This is a genomic window from Pseudomonas sp. YuFO20, assembly GCF_035064975.1.
GTDB lineage: Bacteria > Pseudomonadota > Gammaproteobacteria > Pseudomonadales > Pseudomonadaceae > Aquipseudomonas > Aquipseudomonas putida_AE.
This window is the reverse complement of record NZ_JAXDEO010000029.1, coordinates 68,747-89,683: the sequence shown is the minus strand read 5'-3', so window position 1 is coordinate 89,683 and position 20,937 is coordinate 68,747. Positions and strand designations below refer to the sequence as shown.

24 protein-coding genes are annotated in these 20,937 nt (G+C 62.0%); 14 read left to right on the top strand and 10 right to left on the bottom strand.

Annotated elements, in window-relative coordinates; all coding sequences use genetic code 11:
- Together SOP85_RS17700 and fliK are read right to left on the bottom strand one after the other, a co-directional pair.
- Positions 1–301, bottom strand: a 301-nt coding sequence (locus SOP85_RS17700) for an EscU/YscU/HrcU family type III secretion system export apparatus switch protein (protein ID WP_323627688.1), incomplete at its 3' end; no start/stop codon positions are given.
- The gene (fliK, locus tag SOP85_RS17695) at positions 298–1,866 is read right to left on the bottom strand and encodes a flagellar hook-length control protein FliK (RefSeq protein WP_323627687.1); all 1,569 of its coding nucleotides are present in this window, start codon (positions 1,864–1,866) and stop codon (positions 298–300) included. The genes SOP85_RS17700 and fliK, both read right to left, overlap by 4 nt.
- A gap of 198 nt (positions 1,867–2,064) precedes the next feature.
- Between fliK and ccmA the strand changes: the two genes are divergently transcribed.
- The 13 genes from ccmA (at position 2,065) to SOP85_RS17630 (ending at position 11,202) form a co-directional block, all read left to right on the top strand.
- Entirely contained in the window at positions 2,065–2,700 is a 636-nt protein-coding gene (ccmA, locus tag SOP85_RS17690) for a cytochrome c biogenesis heme-transporting ATPase CcmA (protein WP_323609084.1), read from the top strand.
- Positions 2,697–3,365: a heme exporter protein CcmB gene (gene ccmB, locus SOP85_RS17685; RefSeq protein WP_007980754.1), complete on the top strand. Its 669-nt coding sequence runs from the start codon at positions 2,697–2,699 to the stop codon at positions 3,363–3,365. The genes ccmA and ccmB overlap by 4 nt, the downstream gene beginning before the upstream one ends.
- A 92-nt stretch (positions 3,366–3,457) precedes the next feature.
- Positions 3,458–4,213: a heme ABC transporter permease gene (locus SOP85_RS17680; protein ID WP_323627686.1), complete on the top strand. Its 756-nt coding sequence runs from the start codon at positions 3,458–3,460 to the stop codon at positions 4,211–4,213.
- Complete coding sequence (gene ccmD / locus SOP85_RS17675; protein WP_008055370.1) at positions 4,210–4,386, top strand: heme exporter protein CcmD; 177 nt, start codon at positions 4,210–4,212, stop codon at positions 4,384–4,386. Before SOP85_RS17680 ends, ccmD begins: the two co-directional genes overlap by 4 nt.
- Positions 4,383–4,838 (top strand): cytochrome c maturation protein CcmE, encoded by a 456-nt coding sequence (ccmE, locus tag SOP85_RS17670; RefSeq protein WP_056852992.1) that lies wholly within the window; start codon positions 4,383–4,385, stop codon positions 4,836–4,838. The genes ccmD and ccmE overlap by 4 nt, the downstream gene beginning before the upstream one ends.
- 3 nt (positions 4,839–4,841) lie before the next feature.
- Positions 4,842–6,830, top strand: coding sequence for a heme lyase CcmF/NrfE family subunit (locus SOP85_RS17665; RefSeq protein ID WP_274074874.1), 1,989 nt, complete (start codon positions 4,842–4,844; stop codon positions 6,828–6,830).
- On the top strand, positions 6,827–7,363 hold the full coding sequence (locus SOP85_RS17660) for a DsbE family thiol:disulfide interchange protein (RefSeq protein ID WP_323627684.1): 537 nt from the start codon (positions 6,827–6,829) through the stop codon (positions 7,361–7,363). Before SOP85_RS17665 ends, SOP85_RS17660 begins: the two co-directional genes overlap by 4 nt.
- Positions 7,360–7,830: a cytochrome c-type biogenesis protein gene (locus SOP85_RS17655; RefSeq protein ID WP_274074876.1), complete on the top strand. Its 471-nt coding sequence runs from the start codon at positions 7,360–7,362 to the stop codon at positions 7,828–7,830. Before SOP85_RS17660 ends, SOP85_RS17655 begins: the two co-directional genes overlap by 4 nt.
- The gene (gene ccmI / locus SOP85_RS17650) at positions 7,827–9,029 is read left to right on the top strand and encodes a c-type cytochrome biogenesis protein CcmI (RefSeq protein ID WP_323627683.1); all 1,203 of its coding nucleotides are present in this window, start codon (positions 7,827–7,829) and stop codon (positions 9,027–9,029) included. The genes SOP85_RS17655 and ccmI overlap by 4 nt, the downstream gene beginning before the upstream one ends.
- 28 nt (positions 9,030–9,057) lie before the next feature.
- Positions 9,058–9,465 carry a hypothetical protein gene (locus SOP85_RS17645; protein WP_323627682.1) on the top strand — a complete coding sequence of 136 codons (408 nt, stop codon included), beginning with the start codon at positions 9,058–9,060 and terminating at the stop codon, positions 9,463–9,465.
- A 279-nt stretch (positions 9,466–9,744) separates the two neighbouring features.
- A complete protein-coding gene (phnN, locus tag SOP85_RS17640) occupies positions 9,745–10,311 on the top strand; it encodes a phosphonate metabolism protein/1,5-bisphosphokinase (PRPP-forming) PhnN (protein ID WP_323627681.1) in 567 nt (188 codons plus the stop codon).
- Positions 10,312–10,585: 274 nt separating this feature from the next.
- Positions 10,586–10,798, top strand: a complete 213-nt coding sequence (locus SOP85_RS17635; protein ID WP_323609087.1) for a type II toxin-antitoxin system HicA family toxin — start codon at positions 10,586–10,588, stop codon at positions 10,796–10,798.
- Positions 10,798–11,202 carry a type II toxin-antitoxin system HicB family antitoxin gene (locus SOP85_RS17630; RefSeq protein ID WP_323609088.1) on the top strand — a complete coding sequence of 135 codons (405 nt, stop codon included), beginning with the start codon at positions 10,798–10,800 and terminating at the stop codon, positions 11,200–11,202. Before SOP85_RS17635 ends, SOP85_RS17630 begins: the two co-directional genes overlap by 1 nt.
- 53 nt (positions 11,203–11,255) lie before the next feature.
- On the opposite strand, the gene SOP85_RS17625 is transcribed toward SOP85_RS17630, so the two are convergent.
- Entirely contained in the window at positions 11,256–12,461 is a 1,206-nt protein-coding gene (locus SOP85_RS17625; protein ID WP_323627680.1) for an MFS transporter, read from the bottom strand.
- A 208-nt stretch (positions 12,462–12,669) separates the two neighbouring features.
- On the opposite strand from SOP85_RS17625, the gene SOP85_RS17620 reads away from it, so the two are divergent.
- Entirely contained in the window at positions 12,670–13,113 is a 444-nt protein-coding gene (locus tag SOP85_RS17620) for a hypothetical protein (protein ID WP_323627679.1), read from the top strand.
- A gap of 102 nt (positions 13,114–13,215) precedes the next feature.
- Here SOP85_RS17620 and SOP85_RS17615 read toward each other — a convergent pair whose 3' ends face one another.
- From SOP85_RS17615 to hyi, 7 genes are all read right to left on the bottom strand, one after another.
- The gene (locus SOP85_RS17615; protein ID WP_323627678.1) at positions 13,216–14,211 is read right to left on the bottom strand and encodes a sulfate ABC transporter substrate-binding protein; all 996 of its coding nucleotides are present in this window, start codon (positions 14,209–14,211) and stop codon (positions 13,216–13,218) included.
- A 105-nt stretch (positions 14,212–14,316) separates the two neighbouring features.
- Complete coding sequence (locus tag SOP85_RS17610) at positions 14,317–15,141, bottom strand: ion transporter (RefSeq protein WP_274074883.1); 825 nt, start codon at positions 15,139–15,141, stop codon at positions 14,317–14,319.
- Positions 15,142–15,162: 21 nt separating this feature from the next.
- Positions 15,163–16,077, bottom strand: coding sequence for an urea transporter (locus SOP85_RS17605; RefSeq protein ID WP_323627677.1), 915 nt, complete (start codon positions 16,075–16,077; stop codon positions 15,163–15,165).
- Between the two features lie 121 nt (positions 16,078–16,198).
- The gene (pyk, locus tag SOP85_RS17600; protein ID WP_323609093.1) at positions 16,199–17,614 is read right to left on the bottom strand and encodes a pyruvate kinase; all 1,416 of its coding nucleotides are present in this window, start codon (positions 17,612–17,614) and stop codon (positions 16,199–16,201) included.
- A complete protein-coding gene (locus tag SOP85_RS17595; protein WP_323627676.1) occupies positions 17,604–18,884 on the bottom strand; it encodes a glycerate kinase type-2 family protein in 1,281 nt (426 codons plus the stop codon). Before SOP85_RS17595 ends, pyk begins: the two co-directional genes overlap by 11 nt.
- A gap of 153 nt (positions 18,885–19,037) precedes the next feature.
- Positions 19,038–19,928, bottom strand: coding sequence for a 2-hydroxy-3-oxopropionate reductase (locus SOP85_RS17590; RefSeq protein WP_046819363.1), 891 nt, complete (start codon positions 19,926–19,928; stop codon positions 19,038–19,040).
- Between the two features lie 152 nt (positions 19,929–20,080).
- Positions 20,081–20,863 carry a hydroxypyruvate isomerase gene (gene hyi / locus SOP85_RS17585; RefSeq protein WP_323609095.1) on the bottom strand — a complete coding sequence of 261 codons (783 nt, stop codon included), beginning with the start codon at positions 20,861–20,863 and terminating at the stop codon, positions 20,081–20,083.
- Between the last annotated feature and the right edge of the window lie 74 nt (positions 20,864–20,937).

Genomic DNA, 20,937 nt, shown 5'->3' with positions numbered 1-20,937 from the left:
CCTTCTCCATCACTTCAGTAGCTGGATCCTGCCCCTCCGGAAACTTCCCCTTCAAATTCCACGCAAACGCAATGATCTCGGCAATCGTCAGATAAAGCTCCTGCGGAATACTGTCCCCCAACTCCATCCGCGCCAGCAGGCTCACCAGTTCGGAGTTCTCATAGATCGGCACTTCGCAGTCGCGGGCGATGCGCAGGATTTCTTCGGCCAGTTCTTCGTCGCCCTTGGCGGTGAGGGTCGGGGCGTGGGTGCCGTCGTATTTGAGGGCGATGGCCTGGCGTGGGGCGTTGGGGTTTTTCATGCGTTTTCGTCGACCCAGCGTTCTTCGAGGCGGGTTTGTGGACCTTGGGGCGGTTTGCCGAGGTGGCAGTCGAGATCGCCGACGTTCAGGCCTGCCGCCAGCATGCGTTGGCGCAGGGCCGCCAGGTTGCTTTCGATCAGGCTGGCGGTGTAGGCGCGTTCGGCCCACAACTGGCTGCTGAGGCTGCCCTGGATCAGCTGTGCCTGTACCTGCAACGGGCCGAGCGGCTCCATGTCGAACGCCAGTTCGATGCGCCAGAGTTGTTGTTTGGGCGCGCGTTCTTCGGGGCGTTCCTTGGGTTGTTCTCTTTCGTGGGCCTCCTCGCGTTGGAACTTGATCTGCAACGGCACGATGTCCTGCAGGTTGCGCATCGGGATCTCCAATTGCCAGGTACTCATCAAGCGCCCGTCCGAGGTGACGCCGGTCTGCTCCAGGCTGGACAGCTGGTGACTTTGCAGGCGGGAAACCGCTGCGGCGGCCAGGCGCAGCAGGTGTTCCAGATCGTCTTCGCCTTCGGCGCCTTGCAATAGCCGTTCAGGCAGCGGAAACCCGCTCGGCGACGGCTTTGCGTTGACTTGGCCGAGCATGCCCAAGGCATTGCGTACAAAACTCGGCATGGCCTGGGCCAGGGTGTTGCCGGCGATGATCGCGCTGAGGTGGGTGCCGGCTGGAAGCGCGGAGGACAATTGGCCGATCAGTTTGAGCAGGTCGCCTTTCATGTCCGGCGCCAGGTTCTGCCCGCCCAGCAGTTTTGCTTCGAGGAATGCGCCGCTGCTGGCCAGCGCCTGGGCCAGGCCTTTGGCGCTGCTCAATTGCTGCAGGTCCGGCAGCCCCGCAAGCAATCGGTCCACGGCCGCGCGCAGGTCGCCGGAGGTCTGGTCCGAAGCCGGCAGGTTTTGCAGCAGTTTGAGCAAGCCGTCCAGCGAGCCCTGGCGGCTTTGCTGGCTGAGCAGTTGCTGGGTCACGGCCAATTGTTCCTGGCGGCTGCTCAAGGGCACGAACTTCAAGGTCTGGGCGTCTTGCACCTGGGCGCTGAGCAAGGTACCGATGCGCAACGGCTGCGCGCTGTCGATGCTCAGCGTGCTGCCGCTCAGCGCGGTGTTGAGCAGACTGACCATCGAGCGAAACACCGCGGGTTGCCCCGGCACTTGTGGCAGCACCTGGGAAGTCAGCACCTTACCCTGCACCAAGGTGCCGACCGGCATCTGCGCCGTGTCGAGGCGGGTGAGGGTGGCGACGCTGGCGGCGAGAGCTTGCTGTACGGTGACCGCCAGGTTGCCCGCCGAAGGTTGGGTGACTGCGACGCTGGTGCCTTGGGCCAGGGGTTGGTTGCTGAGGGCCTGGAGCGTGGTCTGCCGGCCGCTTTCGAGGGTGAGCTTGAGCAGCAATTGAAACGCCTGGTCCGCCTGCTTGAGCGACAGCACTTCGGCCTTGGCGGTCTGGCCGGCGCTGATCAGGCCCTCCATCGGCGTCAGCAGCTTGAGCAGTTCGCCGTTGACCGCCTGCGGGCGTGCGGTCGCCGGGGCGGCCTGCGGTAGCGGGAGGATGTTCATTTCGCCTGTCATACGCGGTCACAACCTTGGGAAATTGCACGCTTGAGAGTAGGAAATGGCATGTATAATGCCGCTCCGTTGTATACAGATTGCGCTAAATTTCGCAGTTAATTGACGCAGCTCTCTCGTTCGGGGCGCCAATACCTTTATTCTGCATCTCTTTAACGGCTGCGCCAGCGCCGACTTGAACCGTATAAGGCCCGTGAACCCTTGACCAGTCCAGTCCTGCAAACCGTTGCCCTTGCCTGTGAGCGAGACCTTCGGCTGCTCTTCGAAAATCTCGATTTGAGAATGGCCAGTGGCGAAATGGTACAGATCAGTGGCCCCAATGGCAGTGGCAAGACCAGCCTGTTGCGCCTGTTGTCCGGCCTGATGCACCCGACTGCCGGTCAAGTGCTGCTCAACGGTCAACCGCTGAGCGAGCAACGCACCGAGCTTGCGCGCAATCTGTTGTGGATCGGTCATGCCGCCGGCATCAAGGACTTGCTGACCCCGCAAGAGAACCTGAGCTGGCTTTGCGCCCTGCATCAACCGGCGTCCCATGAGGCGATCTGGCAGGCCCTGGCGGCTGTCGGACTGCGGGGTTTCGAGGACGTGCCTTGCCACACCCTGTCCGCCGGTCAACAGCGCCGAGTGGCCCTGGCGCGGCTCTATCTGGACAGCCCGCCGCTGTGGATCCTCGATGAGCCGTTCACCGCCCTCGACAAGCAAGGCGTGGCGCAACTCGAAGAACACCTGGCTGCGCACTGCGAGCGCGGCGGCATGGTGGTGCTGACCACGCACCACACGCTGAGCCGGATGCCGGCGAGCTATCGCGATATTGATCTGGGGAACTGGGCCGTATGAGTGTTTTCGGCCTGTTGGTCGCCCGTGAGGCCCGTCTGCTGTTCCGCCGTCCCGCCGAACTGGCCAATCCGCTGGTGTTCTTTGCCATCGTCGTTTCGCTGTTCCCGCTGGCGGTCGGTCCCGAGTCTCAATTGTTGCAAACCTTGTCTCCGGGACTGGTCTGGGTGGCGGCCCTTTTATCGGTCCTGCTCTCGCTGGACGGGCTCTTCCGCAGTGATTTCGAAGACGGATCGCTTGAACAGTGGGTCCTTTCGCCGCACCCCCTGGCTCTTCTGGTTTTGGCCAAGGTACTGGCACACTGGGCGTTTTCCGGCCTGGCACTGGTTTTGCTCGCGCCCTTGCTGGCGTTGATGCTCGGTTTGCCTGCCGCCTGTCTGCCGGTGTTGCTGCTTTCCTTATTGCTGGGTACACCGGTGCTGAGCCTGCTCGGTGCGGTGGGCGCGGCCTTGACGGTCGGTTTGAAGCGCGGTGGCCTGTTGTTGGCGTTGCTGATCCTGCCGTTGTACATCCCGGTGTTGATCCTTGGCAGTGGCGCCTTGCAGGCGGCCTTGCAGGGCATGCCGGCGACCGGTTATCTCTTGTGGCTTGGTAGCCTGACCGCCCTGGCGATAACCCTGACACCTTTTGCAATAGCTGCTGGCCTGAAGATCAGCGTCGGCGAATAATAATGAGGCCTGATCATTTTTTGATCACTTCTTTTGAAGAAAGGCAGGCCCTGGCTCTTCACAGTAAAGAGCAACCGTGACGGAAACAAAGTATGAACTGGACGTGGTTTCACAAGCTCGGCTCGCCCAAATGGTTTTACGGCATCAGCGGCAAAATGCTGCCATGGCTGAGCGTCGCGGCGTTGCTGCTGATCGGCATTGGCGTGGTCTGGGGCCTGGCCTTCGCGCCGCCGGACTACCAGCAGGGCAACAGCTTTCGCATCATCTATATCCACGTCCCGGCCGCCATGTTGGCCCAGTCCATCTACGTGATGCTGGCGGTGTGCGGCATCGTCGGGCTGGTGTGGAAAATGAAACTGGCCGACGTCGCCCTGCAATGCGCAGCGCCCATCGGTGCCTGGATGACCGCCGTGGCGCTGGTCACCGGGGCGATCTGGGGCAAGCCGACCTGGGGCTCGTGGTGGGTCTGGGATGCACGCCTTACGTCCATGCTGATCCTGCTTTTCCTGTACTTCGGTCTTATTGCGCTGGGCAACGCCATCAGCAATCGTGACAGCGCGGCCAAGGCTTGCGCGGTGCTGGCGATTGTCGGCGTGATCAATATCCCGATCATCAAGTACTCGGTGGAGTGGTGGAACACCCTGCACCAGGGCGCGACCTTCACCCTCACGGAAAAACCGGCGATGCCCGCCGAGATGTGGCTGCCCTTGCTGCTGACGGCGCTGGGTTTCTACTGTTTCTTCGGTGCGGTGTTACTGCTGCGCATGCGCCTTGAAGTGCTCAAGCGCGAAGCCCGGGCCAGCTGGGTCAAGGCCGAAGTGGAAAACAGCCTGGAGGTCGCTCGATGAGTTTTGCTTCATTCGGCGACTTCCTCGCCATGGGCCATCATGGCCTGTATGTATGGTCGGCCTATGGCATCTGCCTGGCGGTGCTGGCCCTCAACGTGGCGGCGCCGATCCTGGCCCGCAAGCGGTATCTGCAACAAGAGGCGCGTCGTCTGCGCCGGGAGAACGGCAAGTGAATCCGCTGCGTAAAAAGCGTCTCATCATTATTCTGGCGATCCTGGTCGGGGTCGGCGCCGCGGTGGGCCTGGCCCTGAGCGCCCTGCAGCAGAACATCAACCTGTTTTATACACCGACCCAGATCGCCAATGGCGAAGCCCCGCAGGACACGCGCATCCGCGCCGGCGGCATGGTCGAGGCGGGTTCCCTGCAGCGCTCCGGCGACTCGCTGGACGTGAAGTTCGTCGTCACCGACTTCAACAAATCCGTGACCATCGCTTATCGCGGCATCCTCCCTGACCTGTTCCGCGAAGGGCAGGGCATCGTCGCCCTGGGCAAGCTCAATGCCGACGGCGTGGTGGTGGCCGATGAAGTGCTGGCCAAGCACGATGAAAAGTACATGCCGCCGGAAGTGACCAAGGCGTTGAAAGACAGTGGTCAATCCGCTCCAACGCCCGCTAAGGAGGGTTGATCCATGACTTCCGGCATCTTTATTCCTGAGTTGGGCCACCTGGCCATGATCCTGGCACTGTGTTTCGCCCTGGTCCAGGCCGTGGTTCCGTTGGTTGGCGCCTGGCGCGGTGATCGCCTGTGGATGAGCCTGGCCCAACCGGCCGCATGGGGCCAGTTCGCGTTCCTGCTGTTCGCCTTCGGTTGCCTGACCTACGCGTTCATGGCCGACGATTTCTCCGTCGCCTATGTCGCCAGCAACTCCAACAGCGCCTTGCCCTGGTACTACAAATTCAGCGCCGTGTGGGGTGCGCACGAAGGTTCGTTACTGCTCTGGGCGTTGATCCTCGGCGCCTGGACGTTCGCCGTGTCGGTGTTCTCCCGGCAGCTGCCGCAGGTGATGCTGGCGCGGGTGCTGGCGGTGATGGGCATGATCAGCACGGGTTTCCTGCTGTTCCTGATCCTCACTTCGAACCCGTTCAAGCGCATCCTGCCGCAAATCCCCAGCGATGGCGCCGACCTCAATCCGCTGCTGCAGGATATCGGCCTGATCGTCCACCCACCGATGCTGTACATGGGTTACGTCGGTTTCTCGGTGGCGTTCGCCTTCGCCATCGCCGCGTTGATGGGCGGTCGTCTGGATGCCGCGTGGGCGCGTTGGTCGCGTCCATGGACCATCGTCGCCTGGGCCTTCCTCGGCATCGGCATCACCCTGGGCTCGTGGTGGGCCTACTACGAACTCGGCTGGGGCGGCTGGTGGTTCTGGGACCCGGTGGAAAACGCCTCGTTCATGCCCTGGCTGGTGGGCACCGCGTTGATTCACTCGTTGGCGGTCACGGAAAAACGTGGCGTGTTCAAGAGCTGGACCGTGCTGCTGGCCATCGCCGCCTTTTCCTTGAGCCTGCTGGGCACCTTCCTCGTGCGTTCCGGCGTGCTGACCTCGGTGCATGCCTTTGCCTCGGACCCCGAGCGCGGCGTGTTCATCCTGATCTTCCTGCTGTTCGTGGTCGGCGGTTCGCTGACGCTGTTCGCCTTGCGTGCACCGGTGGTCAAGAGCCAGGTCGGCTTCAACCTCTGGTCCCGGGAAACCCTGTTGCTGGGCAACAACCTGGTGCTGGTGGTGGCGGCTTCGATGATACTGCTCGGCACCTTGTATCCGTTGATCCTGGATGCCATGACCGGTGCCAAGCTGTCGGTCGGCCCGCCGTACTTCAACGCGCTGTTCATTCCGTTGATGGCCTTGTTGATGCTGGTGATGGCGGTCGGCGTGATCGTGCGCTGGAAAGACACCCCGGTGAAATGGCTGCTGGGCATGCTCACCCCGGTACTGCTCGGCAGCGCCGCGCTGGCGGTGGTGGCGGGCGTCGCCTACGGCGATTTCAACTGGGCGGTGCTGGCCACCTTCATGCTCGCGGCCTGGGTGTTGCTGGCCGGTGCGCGTGACATTGTCGACAAGACTCGCCACAAAGGCCTGATCAAAGGCCTGCCGACCCTGACCCGCAGCTACTGGGGCATGCAGGTTGCCCACCTGGGCATCGCCGTCTGCGCCCTCGGCGTGGTGTTGTCGAGCCAGAACAGTGCCGAGCGCGACCTGCGCCTGGCACCGGGGGAATCCATGGCCCTGGGCGGTTACCAGTTCGTGTTCGAAGGCGCCAAACATTTCGAAGGCCCGAACTTCACCTCCGACAAGGGCACCGTACGGGTGATCAGGGACGGCAAGGAAGTCAGCGTGCTTCACCCGGAAAAACGCCTCTACACGGTACAGAACTCGGTGATGACTGAAGCCGGGATCGACGCCGGTTTCACCCGTGACCTCTACGTCGCCCTGGGCGAGCCCCTGGGAGATGGCGCCTGGGCGGTGCGCGTACACGTCAAGCCGTTCGTGCGCTGGATCTGGTTCGGTGGCTTGCTCACCGGGCTGGGCGGGTTGCTGGCAGCGATGGACCGGCGTTATCGGGTCAAGGTGAAAGCCCGTGTGCGTGAAGCGCTGGGCATGACGGGAGCTACTGCATGAGACGTTGGTTGATGCTGTTACCACTGGCGATTTTTCTGGTGGTGGCGGTTTTCCTGTATCGCGGTCTGTACCTCGACCCGGCCGAGTTGCCCTCGGCGATGATCGGCAAACCGTTCCCGGAGTTTTCCCTGCCAGCGGTGCAGGGCGACAAGACCCTGACCCGCGCCGACATCCTCGGCAAGCCGGCACTGGTCAACGTCTGGGGCACCTGGTGCATTTCCTGCCGGGTCGAGCACCCGGTGTTGAACAAGCTGGCCGAGAAGGGCGTGGTGATCTACGGCATCAACTACAAGGACGTCAACGCCGACGCCTTGAAGTGGCTGGCGGAGTTCCACAACCCGTATCAACTGGACATCCGCGACGATGCCGGCACCCTGGGCCTGAACCTCGGCGTGTACGGCGCCCCGGAAACCTTCTTCATCGACGCCAAGGGCATCATCCGCGACAAGTTCGTCGGCGTGATCGACGAGCAGGTCTGGCGCGAAAAACTGGCGGCCAAGTATCAGGCGCTGGTTGATGAGGCCAAGCCATGAAACGCTTTTTAGCCGCCGTGGTATTGGGTTTGAGCCTGGCCGGCGTAGCCCACGCCGCCATCGACACCTACGAGTTCGCCAAGGAAGGTGATCGCGAGCGTTTTCGCGAATTGACCAAGGAGCTGCGTTGCCCCAAGTGCCAGAACCAGGACATCGCCGACTCCAATGCGCCGATCGCTGCCGACCTGCGCAAAGAGATTTTCCGCATGTTGGGCGAGGGCAAGGACAACCAGCAGATCATCGACTTCATGGTCGATCGCTACGGTGATTTCGTCCGCTACAAACCGGCCCTGAACGCCAAGACCGCGCTGCTCTGGTTCGGTCCCGCCGGCCTGTTGCTGGGTGGTTTCGTGGTCATCGCGGTGATCGTCCGCCGTCGTCGCGCGCAACGCGCCGAGACGCCGGGCTCGCTTTCTGCCGAGGAGCGCGAGCGCCTCGACCAACTGTTGGATAAAAACCAAGAATGATTGATTTCTGGCTCGCTGCAGGTCTGCTCCTTCTGGTGGCCCTGAGTTTTCTGCTGATCCCCGTTCTGCGTAGTCGTCGCGCCCAGCTCGAAGAGGATCGTACTGCCCTGAACGTGGCGCTGTATCAGGAGCGCGTGGCTGAGCTGCAGGTTCAGCAGGCGGAGGGCGTTCTCGATGCCGCGCAAATGGACGCAGGCCGCGCCGAAGCCGCACGTGAATTGCTCGCCGACACCGAGGGCGTTGCCGCGCCGCGGGTGTCGCGCCTGGGCAAACCGGCGCCGTTGCTGGCAGCGATTCTGGTCCCGGTGCTGGGCCTGGGCCTGTACCTGCATTTCGGTGCCAGCGACAAGGTCGAGCTGACCCGGGAATTCTCCCAGGCGCCGCAGTCGATGGAAGAGATGACCCAACGTCTGGAGCGCGCAGTCGCGGCGCAGCCGGATTCCGCCGAAGCCCTGTACTTCCTCGGTCGCACCTACATGACCCAGGATCGTCCGGGTGACGCGGCGAAGGTCTTCGAGCGCACCGTCAACCTTGCCGGCCGTCAGCCTGAATTGCTTGGGCAATGGGCGCAGGCCCTGTACTTCGCCGATGGCAAGAAATGGTCTGACAAGGTCCAGGCCCTGACCGACGAAGCGCTGAAAGCCGATCCGAAGGAAGTCACCAGCCTTGGCCTGCTGGGCATCGCCGCCTTCGAAGGCCAGCGTTACCAGGAAGCGATCGATTACTGGAATCGCCTGCTGGAACAACTGCCGCCGGAGGATCAATCCCGTGTCGCGCTGCAGGGCGGTATTGCCCGCGCCAGCGAGAAACTGGTGGCCAGCGGTGGCAAAGTGGCCGAGGCGCCAGCGGCCAAGCCGGCAGCGCTGCTCAAGGTCCGGGTGGACCTGGCGGCCGAACTGAAAACCAAGGTGCAGCCGGGCGACAGCGTGTTCATCTTCGCCCGCGCCACCTCGGGCCCACCGGCGCCGTTGGCGGCCAAGCGCCTGACCGTGGCTGACCTGCCGGCCACCGTGGAACTGGGCGATGGCGATGCAATGATGCCGCAGTTGAAACTGTCGAACTTCCCTGAAGTCCAACTGGTTGCGCGCATCTCCCGTGCCGGCCAACCGACGGCAGGCGAGTGGATCGGTCGCAGCCAGCCCCTGGCCAGCAGCACCACCGCGCCGCAACAACTGACCATCGACAGCCCGGATAAATAAGCCCGGATAAATAACAGGAAACGCCACCATGACCGCCATTGCTCGTATCACACTGCTCAGCGTTGTTTTGGGGCTGAGCGCTTGTGCGGTCCAGCGGCCACCCGAGCAGACGACCCCGCCACCGATCCCGCCGTCGCAGCCGAGTACCAAGCCGGCGCCGACGACGGTGCCGAGCAAGCCGACCACGCCGGCCAAACCGGTCAAGCCGTTGCCGCGCACCTCCGCGAGCTTTGCGCCACCACCGGGGGGTAACAGTCATTGGGACCCGAAACTGGGTGTGTACGTGCTCGACGGTCAGCCGAACACGTTCTACCGCCAGCGCACCTACTACCGTTGGGATAACGGCTGGAGCCGCTCGATCAGCCCCAACGGGCCGTGGGAAGAGACGGACATCCAGGGCGTGCCGGGTGGTTTGGGACGGCAGTTCGGGCAGTAACGCAAAAGGCGACCTTCGGGGTCGCCTTATTTGTGGGGCTGAATCTGTTCTTGCAAGCAAAGTCAAAAGATCGCAGCCTGCGGCAGCTCAAGGATTAAGCCCGGCCACACTATTGGCGACACACCCGGTCAATGGTGATGGACCACTCGCCGGGCCAGCGCCAGATCGTGCAGGGATCCAGGTACCGTGAGTGCTTCATGGCCACCGGGCTCTCTGATCGCGACAAGAAAACTAACCGGTGGTCCAGCAAGTAGGGCGACAAGCGAAGAGGGTGATTGGATGTCAGGTAGATTGATCTATCTCATCGGGCCTTCGGGCTCGGGCAAGGACAGCCTGCTCGATGCCGCGCGAACACGTTTGGCCGAGCGAGGCTGCCGTATCGTGCGGCGGGTCATTACGCGATCGGCGGAAGCCGTTGGCGAAGCGGCGTTGGGGGTCAGTCCTGAGCAGTTCCTAGAGATGGAGGCCCAGGGCGCGTTTGCCCTGAGCTGGCACGCCAATGGCCTGACCTATGGCATTCCACGTGAAATCGACGACTGGCTGGCTGCCGGGCAGGACGTGCTGGTGAACGGCTCGCGGGGGCACCTGCACGATACTCGCGAGCATTATCCGAACGTGGTGGCGGTGTTGCTGACTGTGGACGAGGCTGTGTTGCGCCAGCGCTTGCTGGCGCGGGGTCGTGAGTCCATGGCCGAGATCGACCAGCGCCTGGCGCGCAATGCCCGTTTCAGTGAGCGCCTGCTGGCCGATGATCCATCAGTGCACGTGCTCGACAACTCCGGGTCACTGGAGCGCACCGTCGAGCGACTATTGACCTGCCTCGACGAGCCCGGCGCATGCGCCTGACCGGGATGCGTGACAACCACGCTCCGGTCAAAGCAGGCGCTGGCAAAATCTGCGATCCTTTGAGCTGGTCCTGGATCTCCTCAGCTCTCCCTGCGTAACAACCCCTGCACATATTCCCCCAGCGCGCGCATTGGCGCTGGCCAGTTTCCGGTGGGAACCCATCCGTCTGTCATCACACTCCGCAACACAACCAAACGTCGCACCTTGGATTTTTGTGCTTGAGTAAATATAACTCTAGGGTTATTTTTATCGAGCCGAAGCAAGGAGGCTGGTGGTGCAGAGCAGGCTATTGATCAAGGAGTTGATGGAGGCGGGTTGGACCCTGGACCGGGTTACTGGCAGTCATCACATCTTCACCCACCGTTACAACCCGTACACCATTCCCGTCCCCCATCCGAAAAAGGATCTGCCGCTCGGGACGGTCAAGAGCATCAGGAGGCGAGCCGGGCTGTTCTGCCCGCCAGCCAGTTACGCAGGAGATCCATAATGCAATATCCAATCTGTATCGAATGGGGCGATGAGAACACCGCCATCGGTATCCAGATCCCCGATATTCCAGGTGCGGTAACCGCCGGGGATAGCTTTGAAGAGGCCTACAACGCCGCTGTCGAAATTGCCCACATCATGCTGCAAGAGCTGGCGGCGGATGGCGAATCGGTTCCGATGCCGACTTCGGCGACGCTGCATCGCAGCAATCCCGAGTTCGCCGACATGGGCTGGGGCATGCTGGAGCTGGACATCTCGCCATACCTGGGCAAGACCGAGAAGGTCAACGTGACGTTGCCCGGCTATGTGATCCAGCGCATTGACCGTTATGTGCGCGAGCACAATGTCAAAAGCCGCTCGTCGTTCCTCGCGGATGCGGCGATGGAGAAGCTGGTTCGTAATTGACAGTAACATCGCCTTGGCGGGTAAACCGACTTGCCCGCCTGGCGCATGAGTCGTTATGCCGTCGCCAGCGAAGCCTTCTGTGAAACACTGAGGAACCGCAACAACGCCACCAGGGGAAACGCACTGCCCACGATCACGATCCACAACCAGCCACCGTGCTCATACACCGCACTGGCCACGGATGAGCCAAACGCGCCGCCGATGAAGATGCTGGTCATGTACAAGGCATTCAGGCGGCTGCGGCTCTTGGCGTCCAGGGCATAGACCGCGCGTTGACCGAGGACCATGTTCATTTGCACGCAGAAGTCCAGGACCACGCCGGTCACTGCCAGGCCGATCACGCTGTAGGCCGGGTGGATGAAGGCGGGCAGGAAGCTCAGGCTGGCAAACAGCAGGGCCAGCAATGACGCACTGCGGGTATGCCCGGCGTCGGCCAGGCGTCCGGCGATAGGCGCGGCAATGGCGCCGATGGCGCCGACCAGGGCGAAAATCGCGATCTGGCTTTGCGACAGGCCATGATTGCGCGCCAGCTCCAGCGGCACGGCGGTCCAGAACAGGCTGAACGTGGCGAACATGCAGCCTTGGTAAAACGCCCGTTGGCGCAACACCGGTTGTTGGCGCAGCAGCGTCCAGAGCGAACCCAGCAACTGGCCATAGGACGCGCTGTGGTCAGGCTGGCGCTTGGGGATGGTCAGCACCAGCACGATGCTGATCGCGGCCATCAATAGCGCGGCAATGACAAACATTGCCCGCCAACCGAAATGATCGGCCACCACGCTGGACACCGGTCGCGCCAGCAAGATCCCCAGCAACAAGCCACCCATGATCCCGCCGACCACGCGGCCGCGAGATTCTTCCGGCGCCAGGTGCGCGGCCAGTGGAATCAGGATCTGCACCGACACCGAGCTGAAACCCACCAGCAGCGAAATCAGCAAAAACACGTTCGGCTGATCGGTGAACGCCGCGCCCAGCAGGCTGGCAATCGCCACCAGGGTGGTGATGATCATCAGCCGGCGGTTTTCCAGCAGGTCACCCAGGGGTACGAGGAAGAACAGGCCCAGGGCATAGCCGATCTGGGTCAGCGACACGATCAGGCTGGCCATGGTGCTGGTCAGGCCGATGTCCGGTGCGATCAGCCCAATGATTGGCTGCGCATAGTAGATGTTGGCGACGATCGCACCGCAGCAGAAGGCGAACAGCAGCACCATGCCTCGGGTCATTGTCGCTGTGCCGTGGGGCACCTGAGTCGCTGGGGTCATAACGTGTCTCGTTGAACAGAAGGGAATGCGCGCAGGCTAAAGGCTTGACCGCAACGGTGGAAGAGAGTTTGGACTGATAGTAATCATGCCATGGCGTAATGATTGCCAGCGGTTGACCGACCATCCGAAGAAACACCCGCTTTGCCCTGACAGCTAGAATCTACAGGGGGATCACTTCAACGTGTCCTTACAAAGCGGGAGTATCACGATGAAAATCGTATCTTCGCTAGCGTTGGTGGTAGCGGTTGGGTCGATCTTCGGGTGCTCGACAGTACCTGACAGCCAGGTCACCAACGTTCCCCTGAACGCTACTTCCATCAATGCCGGGAACATCGCCCGGCCCATCATGATGTCCGACGGTAAAGCAACGGTGTTCTGGTTCGCGGTCAGTGGCGAAAGCATGGGAAGTGCTTTGCCGGGCCGTCTGGAGGCCTATATCTATTCGGGAAGCTGCGCGAGCCTGGGTGCGAAACCGGCCTATGACATGAATGACGGTCCGAATGCGCGGTTCTATTCGCAGGCGTCGCACCAGTATTTCTGGAAGAGTGCGCCGGTCGCCGTGGAAACGCTGCGAGCGGGCGGTTATGCCCTGGTCGTGCGTGAAAGCCCGGCCGATGGTCACCAGGCTATTTTCTGCGGCAACCTGAGCTAGCGCCACACCCCTGTAGGAGCTGCCGCAGGCTGCGATCTTTTGACTTTTATTTTTCAAGATCAAAAGATCGCAGCCTGCGGCAGCTCCTACAGGGGATTGTGGTTACTGGGCGTAAATCTGGTCGAAAACCCCACCATCATTGAAGTGGGTTTTCTGCACGGTGCGCCAGTCACCGAAGGTTTTCTCCACCGACAGGAAGTCCACTTTCGGGAAGCGGTCGGTGTACTTGGCCAGCACGGCCGGGTCACGTGGACGCAGGTAGTTGGCGGCAGCGATCTCCTGGCCTTCTGGCGACCACAGGTACTTCAGGTATTCCTCGGCGGCGGCGCGGGTGCCTTTCTTGTCGACGGTCTTGTCGACCACCGACACCGGTGGCTCGGCTTCGGCGGAGACGCTTGGGTAAATCACTTCGAACTGATCGCGGCCAAACTCACGGGCGATCATTTCCGCTTCGTTTTCGAAGGTCACCAGCACGTCGCCGATCTGGTTGGTCATGAAGGTCGTCGTGGCGGCGCGGCCACCGGTATCGAGCACCGGCGCTTGCTTGAACAGCTTGCCGACGAAGTCCTTGGCCTTGTTCTCGTCGCCGCCGTTTTTCAGTACATAGCCCCAGGCCGACAGGTAGGTGTAGCGGCCGTTACCCGAAGTTTTCGGGTTTGGCACGATGACCTGCACGCCGTCCTTGAGCAGGTCGGGCCAGTCCTTCAGGGCTTTCGGGTTGCCTTTGCGGACGATGAATACGGTGGCCGAGGTGAACGGCGCGCTGTTGTTCGGCAGGCGGGTTACCCAGTTGTCCGGGACCAGTTTGCCGTTATCGGCCAGGGCGTTGATGTCGGTGGCCATGTTCATGGTGATCACGTCAGCTGGCAGGCCATCGATGACCGAACGCGCCTGTTTGCTGGAGCCACCGAAGGACATCTGCAGGGTGATGTTTTCGTTGTGTTCGGCTTGCCAGTGTTTCTGGAACGCAGTGTTGTAGTCCTTGTAGAAATCGCGCATCACGTCGTAGGAAACGTTGAGCAGGGTCGGTGCGGCGTGTGCCATGCTGGACAGTGCCAGGCCAGCGGCCAGAAGGGAGGCGCCAAAGAGTTTTTTCACTGCGAATTCCTTGTTCGAAAAGATGTTTTTATTTAAAAAACAGGCAATTTGCCAGCGACTATAGCCGGGCTCGCATAGTCGTTTAAAGATTAAAAAGCTCTTTGCTTATTCTATTTTCTTGAACAAGGCATTGCCGCAGCGAGAGCAGAACGCGGCGCCGTGTTCATGGCTGTTTTTCTTGCACACCGGGCAGTCAGTTTGCAACTGTTCGCCACGCATGGCATTGGCCAGTTCGGCGGTGAAAATACCGGTCGGCACGGCGATGATCGAGTAACCGGTGATCATCACCAGCGAGGAAATCACCTGGCCCAAAGGCGTCTTCGGCACGATGTCGCCAAAGCCCACGGTGGTCAGCGTCACGATCGCCCAATAGATGCCCTTGGGAATGCTGGTGAAGCCGTGTTCCGGGCCTTCGATCACGTACATCAAGGTGCCGAACACCGTCACCAGGGTGCAGACACTCACCAGGAACACGACGATTTTCTGCTTGCTGCCGCGCAGGGCGGACATCAGGTAGTTGGCTTGCTTCAGGTAAGGGCTCAACTTGAGCACGCGGAAAATCCGCAGCATCCGGATGATCCGGATAATCAACAGGTACTGCGCATCGGCGTAATACAGCGCGAGGATGCCGGGTACGATCGCCAGCAGATCCACCAGGCCGTAAAAGCTGAAGGCGTAGCGCAGGGGCTTGGGCGAACAGTACAGGCGCAGGCCATATTCGATGGCGAAAATGACGGTGAAACCCCACTCGATATACGCCAGCACGTCGGCGTAGTTGCGGTGAACGGTGTCGATGCTGTCGAGCATCACGATCACCAGGCTGGCGAGGATGATCAACAGCAGAATGCCGTCGAAGCGCCGACCCGCCTTGGTGTCGCTCTGGAAAATCATGACGTAAAGGTCTTCACGCCAGTTTTTGCTGCTGTCCATGGATAACGCCTGACTCAATGATCAGCGCAGCCTAGGTTGATTCTCCCCAGGAGCGCAAGACGCACTGGCGCCCCGCGCTTTGCCGAGCACCTGAGTTGCCGTACGGATCAGCCAGCCGGCGAGGATGAATGGCGCAGTCAGGGTGGGCAGGCCGATAGCGGAAAACATCGGCGTCAGCAGCAGCGCTGCGGCGATACCGAGCAGTGGCAGCCACGGCTGCTGGCGCTGCGTGCTGAAGGCGAGGGCGGCGAGCACGGCGTTATAGCCACCCAGGCCCAGCAGTGCGGTGTAGAAGTCGTGGTGCAGCAGGCTCCAGCCCATGCCCGCAACAGACGCCAGCAACGCCCAGCAGAAGGCGCGACGATCGGCGATCAGCAAACCGGCGGCAATCATTGCCCCGGCCAGCGGATGACCGAGGAACATCACCTGACCGAGGCCCTTGAGTGGGGCGGCGAGCATGTTCAGTGTGCTGACCTCGATCAAATGCGCCTCGGTCGAGGGCGTGGCGAAGCACAACAGTACCCAGCTCAACACGACGAATGGCGTGGTGTACGCGGGGAGGTATTGGCTGAACCGCACGCGTTTGAGCCATTGTTGAGTGATCATCGCACTCAGGCCGCCGGCGGCCAGAATCAGCGGTGGCATCATCGCCGACCAGGGGAAGTACAGGCTCAGCAGCAGGCCGAGCAACACGCCGTTGTAGCTGAACAGCCCGGCCTGACGATCAGCCTTGGCATAGTTGCGACGTTGCGCGGTGAGCAATCCGGCGACACCGCCGAGCAACGCTCCGCCGAGCAGGGCCGGGGCGGTGAACAGGATGGCCGACAGGATCAGCAAGCCGCACAGCGGATTGCGCTGGAGGAATATCTGGCTGAAGCCGTTGAGCAAGGCTTCGGCCCAGTCGGGGCAGTGGGTGTTGAAGTGGTTGGCAGGCATGATGAAGTCTTTGGTGTTTCAGTTAAACCGTGTCGCCTCCTTCGCGAGCAAGCCCGCTCCCACATTTGGAATGCATTCCAATGTGGGAGCGGGCTTGCTCGCGAAAGGGCCAGTGCAGGCGTTAGATCAACGTCTCGATACGCAAGGAGTTAGTCGACCCCGGCTGCCCAAACGGCACACCCGCCGTGATCAATAACGTATCGCCACGCTGCGCCATGCCCTGAGCCTGGGCAATTTCCAGGGCCGTCGAGCACACTTCGTCCACCTGGCGCAGGCGATCGTTGACCACCGAGTGCACGCCCCACGCCACGGTCAGGCGACGAGCGGTTTGCAGGTTCGGCGTCAGGTTGAGGATTGGCACCGTCGGCCGTTCACGGGCAGCGCGCAGGCTCGAGGTGCCGGACTCGCTGTAGTTGACCAGCACCGCCACCGGCAACACATTGCTGATACGGCGAATCGCGCAGCTGATCGCATCGTTGACCGTCGCTTCGGCTTTCGGTCGGCTGACGTCCAGTTGGTTTTGATAGTCCGGGCCGTTTTCCACCTGGCGGATGATCTTGCTCATCATCTGCACGGCTTCCAGCGGGTACTCGCCGGACGCGGTTTCCGCCGACAGCATCACCGCGTCGGCCCCTTCGGCCACCGCATTGGCGACATCGGTGACTTCGGCGCGGGTTGGCGCCGGGGAGAAGCGCATCGATTCGAGCATCTGCGTCGCCACCACCACCGGCTTGCCCAGCTCGCGGCAGGTGCTGATGATGTTCTTCTGGATCTGCGGCACGCTTTCGGCCGGCACTTCCACGCCCAGGTCACCGCGGGCGACCATGATCGCGTCGCTCAATTCGGCGATTTCGCGCAATTGCGTCACTGCCGACGGCTTCTCGATCTTGGCCATCAGGAACGCCTTGTCGCCGATCAGCGCGCGGGCTTCGATGATGTCCTCCGGACGCTGGACGAACGACAGCGCCACCCAGTCCACCCCCAGTTCGAGGCCGAAGCTCAGGTCGCGGCGATCCTTGGCGGTCAGCGGGCTCAGGTCGAGCACCGCTTGCGGCACGTTCACGCCCTTGCGGTCCGACAGTTCGCCGCCGTTGAGCACGGTGGTGTCGATGGCGTCGGCGTACTTGGTGACCACCCGCAGGCGCAGCTTGCCGTCGTCCAGCAGCAGGTCCATGCCTGGCTCCAGCGCCGCGATGATTTCCGGGTGGGGCAGGTTGACCCGGCGTTCATCGCCCGGCGTGGTATCGAGGTCCAGACGCAAGGCCTGGCCGCGAAACAGTTGTACCTTGCCCTCGGCAAATTTGCCGACCCGCAGTTTCGGACCTTGCAGGTCCATCAGGATGCCCAACGGATAATTCAGCTGGCGCTCGACTTCTCGTATCCACTGGTAGCGCTTGGCGTGGTCGGCGTGATCGCCGTGGCTGAAGTTCAGGCGAAAGATGTTCACACCGGCCTGCACCAGTTCACGAATGTCTTCGATCCCGTCGGTGGCAGGGCCGAGGGTGGCGAGGATCTTGACCTTTTTATCAGGCGTCATGTTTTGGGCTCTCAAGGATCAGAATGGCGCGGAAGTCGTTGACGTTGGTGCGCGTCGGCTCGGTGACGATCAGCGCGTCCAGCGCCGCGAAATAGCCGTAGCCATTGTTGTTGTCCAATTCGTCGCTGGCGCTCAAGCCGAGGGCGGCGGCGCGGGCATGACTGTCTGGGGTCATGATGGCGCCGGCGTTGTCTTCGGAACCGTCGATGCCATCGGTGTCGCCGGCCAGCGCATAGACACCGGGCAAGCCCTTGAGGCTGTCGGTCAGGCTCAGCAGGAACTCGGCGTTGCGCCCGCCACGGCCGTTGCCGCGAACGGTGACCGTGGTTTCGCCACCCGAGAGAATCACGCAGGGCGCGGCCAGCGGTTGACCGTGCTGGACAATCTGCCGGGCGATACCGGCGTGGACTTTCGCCACTTCCCGGGACTCACCCTCCAGGTCACCCAGGATCAACGGGCTGTAACCGGCTTGACGGCATTTGACCGCCGCGGCTTCCAGGGATTGCTGGGGACGGGCGATCAGCTGGAAGTGGCTGCGGGCCAGGCTTGGATCGCCGGGTTTGACCGTTTCCGATTCAGCGCTTTGCAGCCAGTTGCGCACGGAGGCCGGCACCTCGATGTTGTAACGCTTGAGGATCGCCAGCGCTTCGGCCGAGGTGCTCGGGTCGGCCACCGTAGGGCCGGAGGCGATGACCGTGGCGAGGTCGCCCGGCACATCGGAAATCGCATAGGTATAGACAGTGGCTGGCCAGCAGGCCTTGCCGAGGCGGCCGCCCTTGATCGCCGAGAGGTGCTTGCGCACGCAATTCATCTCGCCAATGGTGGCGCCGGATTTGAGCAGGGCCTTGTTGATCGATTGCTTGTCGGCCAAGGTGATGCCGGCAGCGGGCAGGGCGAGCAACGCCGAACCACCGCCCGACAGCAGGAAGATGACGCGGTCGGTTTCAGTCAGGTTGCTGACCAGTTCGAATACACGCTTGGCCACCGCTTGGCCGGCTGCGTCCGGAACCGGGTGAGCGGCTTCGACCACTTCGATTTTTTCGCACGGAGCGCCGTGACCGTAACGTGTCACCACCAGACCGGACACTTCACCCTGCCAGCAGCGCTCGACCACCTGGGCCATGGCGGCCGCGGCTTTGCCGGCGCCAATGACGATCACCCGACCGCTACGGTCGGCAGGCAGATAGGCTTCGAGGACTTGCTGCGGATGGGCCGCGTCGATAGCTGTGGCGAACAGCTCGTGCAGGAATTGTTGCGGATCGACCGACATGGCGGGCTCCCGGAATTCTTGTTATTTGGAGGGCAACTCGGTCCAGTGTGGGAGCGGGCTTGCTCGCGAAGGCGCCATGTCAGTCAACATCTCTGTTGAATGTGAAACCGCATTCGCGAGCAAGCCCGCTCCCACATGGGATTGGTGCAGGGTTTATTTATCGCGAATCGAGAAATTCGCCATGTGTTCCAGGCCCTTGATCAGCGCCGAGTGGTCCCAGTTGCTGCCACCGATGGCCGCGCAGGTGCTGAACACTTGCTGGGCGTTGGCGGTATTCGGCAGGTTGATGTTCAGTTCCTTGGCGCCTTGCAGGGCCAGGTTCAGGTCCTTCTGGTGCAGGCTGATGCGGAAGCCCGGATCGAAGGTGCCCTTGATCATGCGCTCGCCGTGCACTTCGAGGATCTTCGACGAAGCGAAACCGCCCATCAGCGCTTCACGCACCTTGGCTGGATCGGCACCGTTCTTGGCCGCGAACAGCAGGGCTTCGGCCACCGCCTGGATGTTCAGCGCAACGATGATCTGGTTCGCCACTTTGGCGGTCTGACCGTCGCCGTTGCCACCGACCAGGGTGATGTTCTTGCCCATGGCCTGGAACAGCGGCAGTGCGCGTTCGAAGGCATCCGCATCACCGCCGACCATGATGCTCAGGGTCGCCGCCTTGGCACCGACTTCACCGCCGGACACTGGCGCGTCGAGGTACTGGGCGCCTTTTTCATTGATCTTGGCGGCGAAGGCCTTGGTGGCGGTCGGCGAGATCGAGCTCATGTCGATTACCACCTTGCCTTTGCCGAGCCCTGCAGCCACGCCGTCGGCACGGAACAGCACGTCATCGACCTGCGGGGTATCCGGGACCATGACGATGATGAATTCGGCTTCCTGGGCCACTTCTTTCGGGTTCGCCAGGGCGACGGCGCCGGCGGCGACCAGGTCGGCGGGGGCGGCGTCGTGATGCGCGGACAGGAACAGGCTGTGACCGGCTTTTTGCAGGTTCGCCGCCATTGGGTGGCCCATGATGCCGGTGCCGATAAATCCGATTTTAGCCATGAGAAAATCCTCTTGTTTTTGTCTTGCTCAAGCGAATAGGGGAGCTGCTTTTGTGGGAGCGGGCTTGCTCGCGAATGCGGTGTGCCATCCGGCATACATGTCGACTGACCCACCGCCTTCGCTGGCAAGCCAGCTCCTACAAGGGATCTGTTTCAGATTGCGTTATGGGTTTTCAACCAGCCCAGGCCCGCTTCCGTGGTGGTCAGCGGCTTGTATTCGCAACCGACCCAACCCTGGTACCCGATGCGGTCCAGGTGTTCGAACAGGAAGCGGTAGTTGATTTCGCCGGTGCCTGGTTCGTTGCGCCCCGGGTTGTCCGCCAGCTGCACATGGTTGATCTCGCCCAGGTGCGATTGCAGGGTGCGGGCCAGGTCACCTTCCATGATTTGCATGTGGTAGATGTCGTATTGCAGGAACAGGTTGGCGCTGCCGACCTGCTCGCGAATCGACAGGGCTTGCGCCGTGTTGTTCAGGTAGAAACCCGGGATGTCGCGGGTGTTGATCGCTTCCATCACCAGTTTGATGCCTGCCGCTTGCAGCTTGTCGGCGGCGTACTTGAGGTTGGCGACAAAGGTTTTTTCCACGGTGGCATCGTCGACGCCTTGTGGGCGGATACCGGCCAGGCAGTTGATCTGGGTGTTGCCCAGTACTTGTGCGTAGGCAATCGCCAGGTCGACACCGGCGCGGAACTCTTCAACGCGGTCCGGCAGGCAGGCGATACCGCGCTCACCCTTGGCCCAGTCGCCGGCCGGCAGGTTGAACAGCACTTGGGTCAGACCGTTGGCGTCGAGCTTGGCCTTGATTTCGGCGGAGCTGAAGTCGTAGGGGAACAGGTACTCGACACCACTGAAGCCGGCCTTGGCGGCCGCTTCGAAACGGGCGAGAAAGTCCTGTTCGGTGAACAGCATGGACAGGTTGGCTGCGAAACGCGGCATGGTGGTCTCCCATAAATCTTGTGAGGATCCCCTTGTGGGAGCGGGCTTGCTCGCGAAAGCGGTGGGTCAGTCAA

Bases quoted from the DNA above. Each gene is read 5' to 3' on its own strand.
- phnN (WP_323627681.1), top strand. From the start codon at position 9,745: ATGTCAGGTAGATTGATCTATCTCATCGGGCCTTCGGGCTCGGGCAAG.
- fliK (WP_323627687.1), bottom strand. From the start codon at position 1,866: ATGACAGGCGAAATGAACATCCTCCCGCTACCGCAGGCCGCCCCGGCG.
- SOP85_RS17655 (WP_274074876.1), top strand. From the start codon at position 7,360: ATGAAACGCTTTTTAGCCGCCGTGGTATTGGGTTTGAGCCTGGCCGGC.
- SOP85_RS17680 (WP_323627686.1), top strand. From the start codon at position 3,458: ATGAACTGGACGTGGTTTCACAAGCTCGGCTCGCCCAAATGGTTTTAC.
- SOP85_RS17660 (WP_323627684.1), top strand. From the start codon at position 6,827: ATGAGACGTTGGTTGATGCTGTTACCACTGGCGATTTTTCTGGTGGTG.
- ccmD (WP_008055370.1), top strand. From the start codon at position 4,210: ATGAGTTTTGCTTCATTCGGCGACTTCCTCGCCATGGGCCATCATGGC.
- SOP85_RS17645 (WP_323627682.1), top strand. From the start codon at position 9,058: ATGACCGCCATTGCTCGTATCACACTGCTCAGCGTTGTTTTGGGGCTG.
- hyi (WP_323609095.1), bottom strand. From the start codon at position 20,863: ATGCCGCGTTTCGCAGCCAACCTGTCCATGCTGTTCACCGAACAGGAC.
- ccmI (WP_323627683.1), top strand. From the start codon at position 7,827: ATGATTGATTTCTGGCTCGCTGCAGGTCTGCTCCTTCTGGTGGCCCTG.
- SOP85_RS17630 (WP_323609088.1), top strand. From the start codon at position 10,798: ATGCAATATCCAATCTGTATCGAATGGGGCGATGAGAACACCGCCATC.
- SOP85_RS17625 (WP_323627680.1), bottom strand. From the start codon at position 12,461: ATGACCCCAGCGACTCAGGTGCCCCACGGCACAGCGACAATGACCCGA.
- SOP85_RS17620 (WP_323627679.1), top strand. From the start codon at position 12,670: ATGAAAATCGTATCTTCGCTAGCGTTGGTGGTAGCGGTTGGGTCGATC.
- ccmB (WP_007980754.1), top strand. From the start codon at position 2,697: ATGAGTGTTTTCGGCCTGTTGGTCGCCCGTGAGGCCCGTCTGCTGTTC.
- SOP85_RS17590 (WP_046819363.1), bottom strand. From the start codon at position 19,928: ATGGCTAAAATCGGATTTATCGGCACCGGCATCATGGGCCACCCAATG.
- pyk (WP_323609093.1), bottom strand. From the start codon at position 17,614: ATGACGCCTGATAAAAAGGTCAAGATCCTCGCCACCCTCGGCCCTGCC.
- SOP85_RS17665 (WP_274074874.1), top strand. From the start codon at position 4,842: ATGACTTCCGGCATCTTTATTCCTGAGTTGGGCCACCTGGCCATGATC.
- SOP85_RS17605 (WP_323627677.1), bottom strand. From the start codon at position 16,077: ATGCCTGCCAACCACTTCAACACCCACTGCCCCGACTGGGCCGAAGCC.
- SOP85_RS17610 (WP_274074883.1), bottom strand. From the start codon at position 15,141: ATGGACAGCAGCAAAAACTGGCGTGAAGACCTTTACGTCATGATTTTC.
- SOP85_RS17595 (WP_323627676.1), bottom strand. From the start codon at position 18,884: ATGTCGGTCGATCCGCAACAATTCCTGCACGAGCTGTTCGCCACAGCT.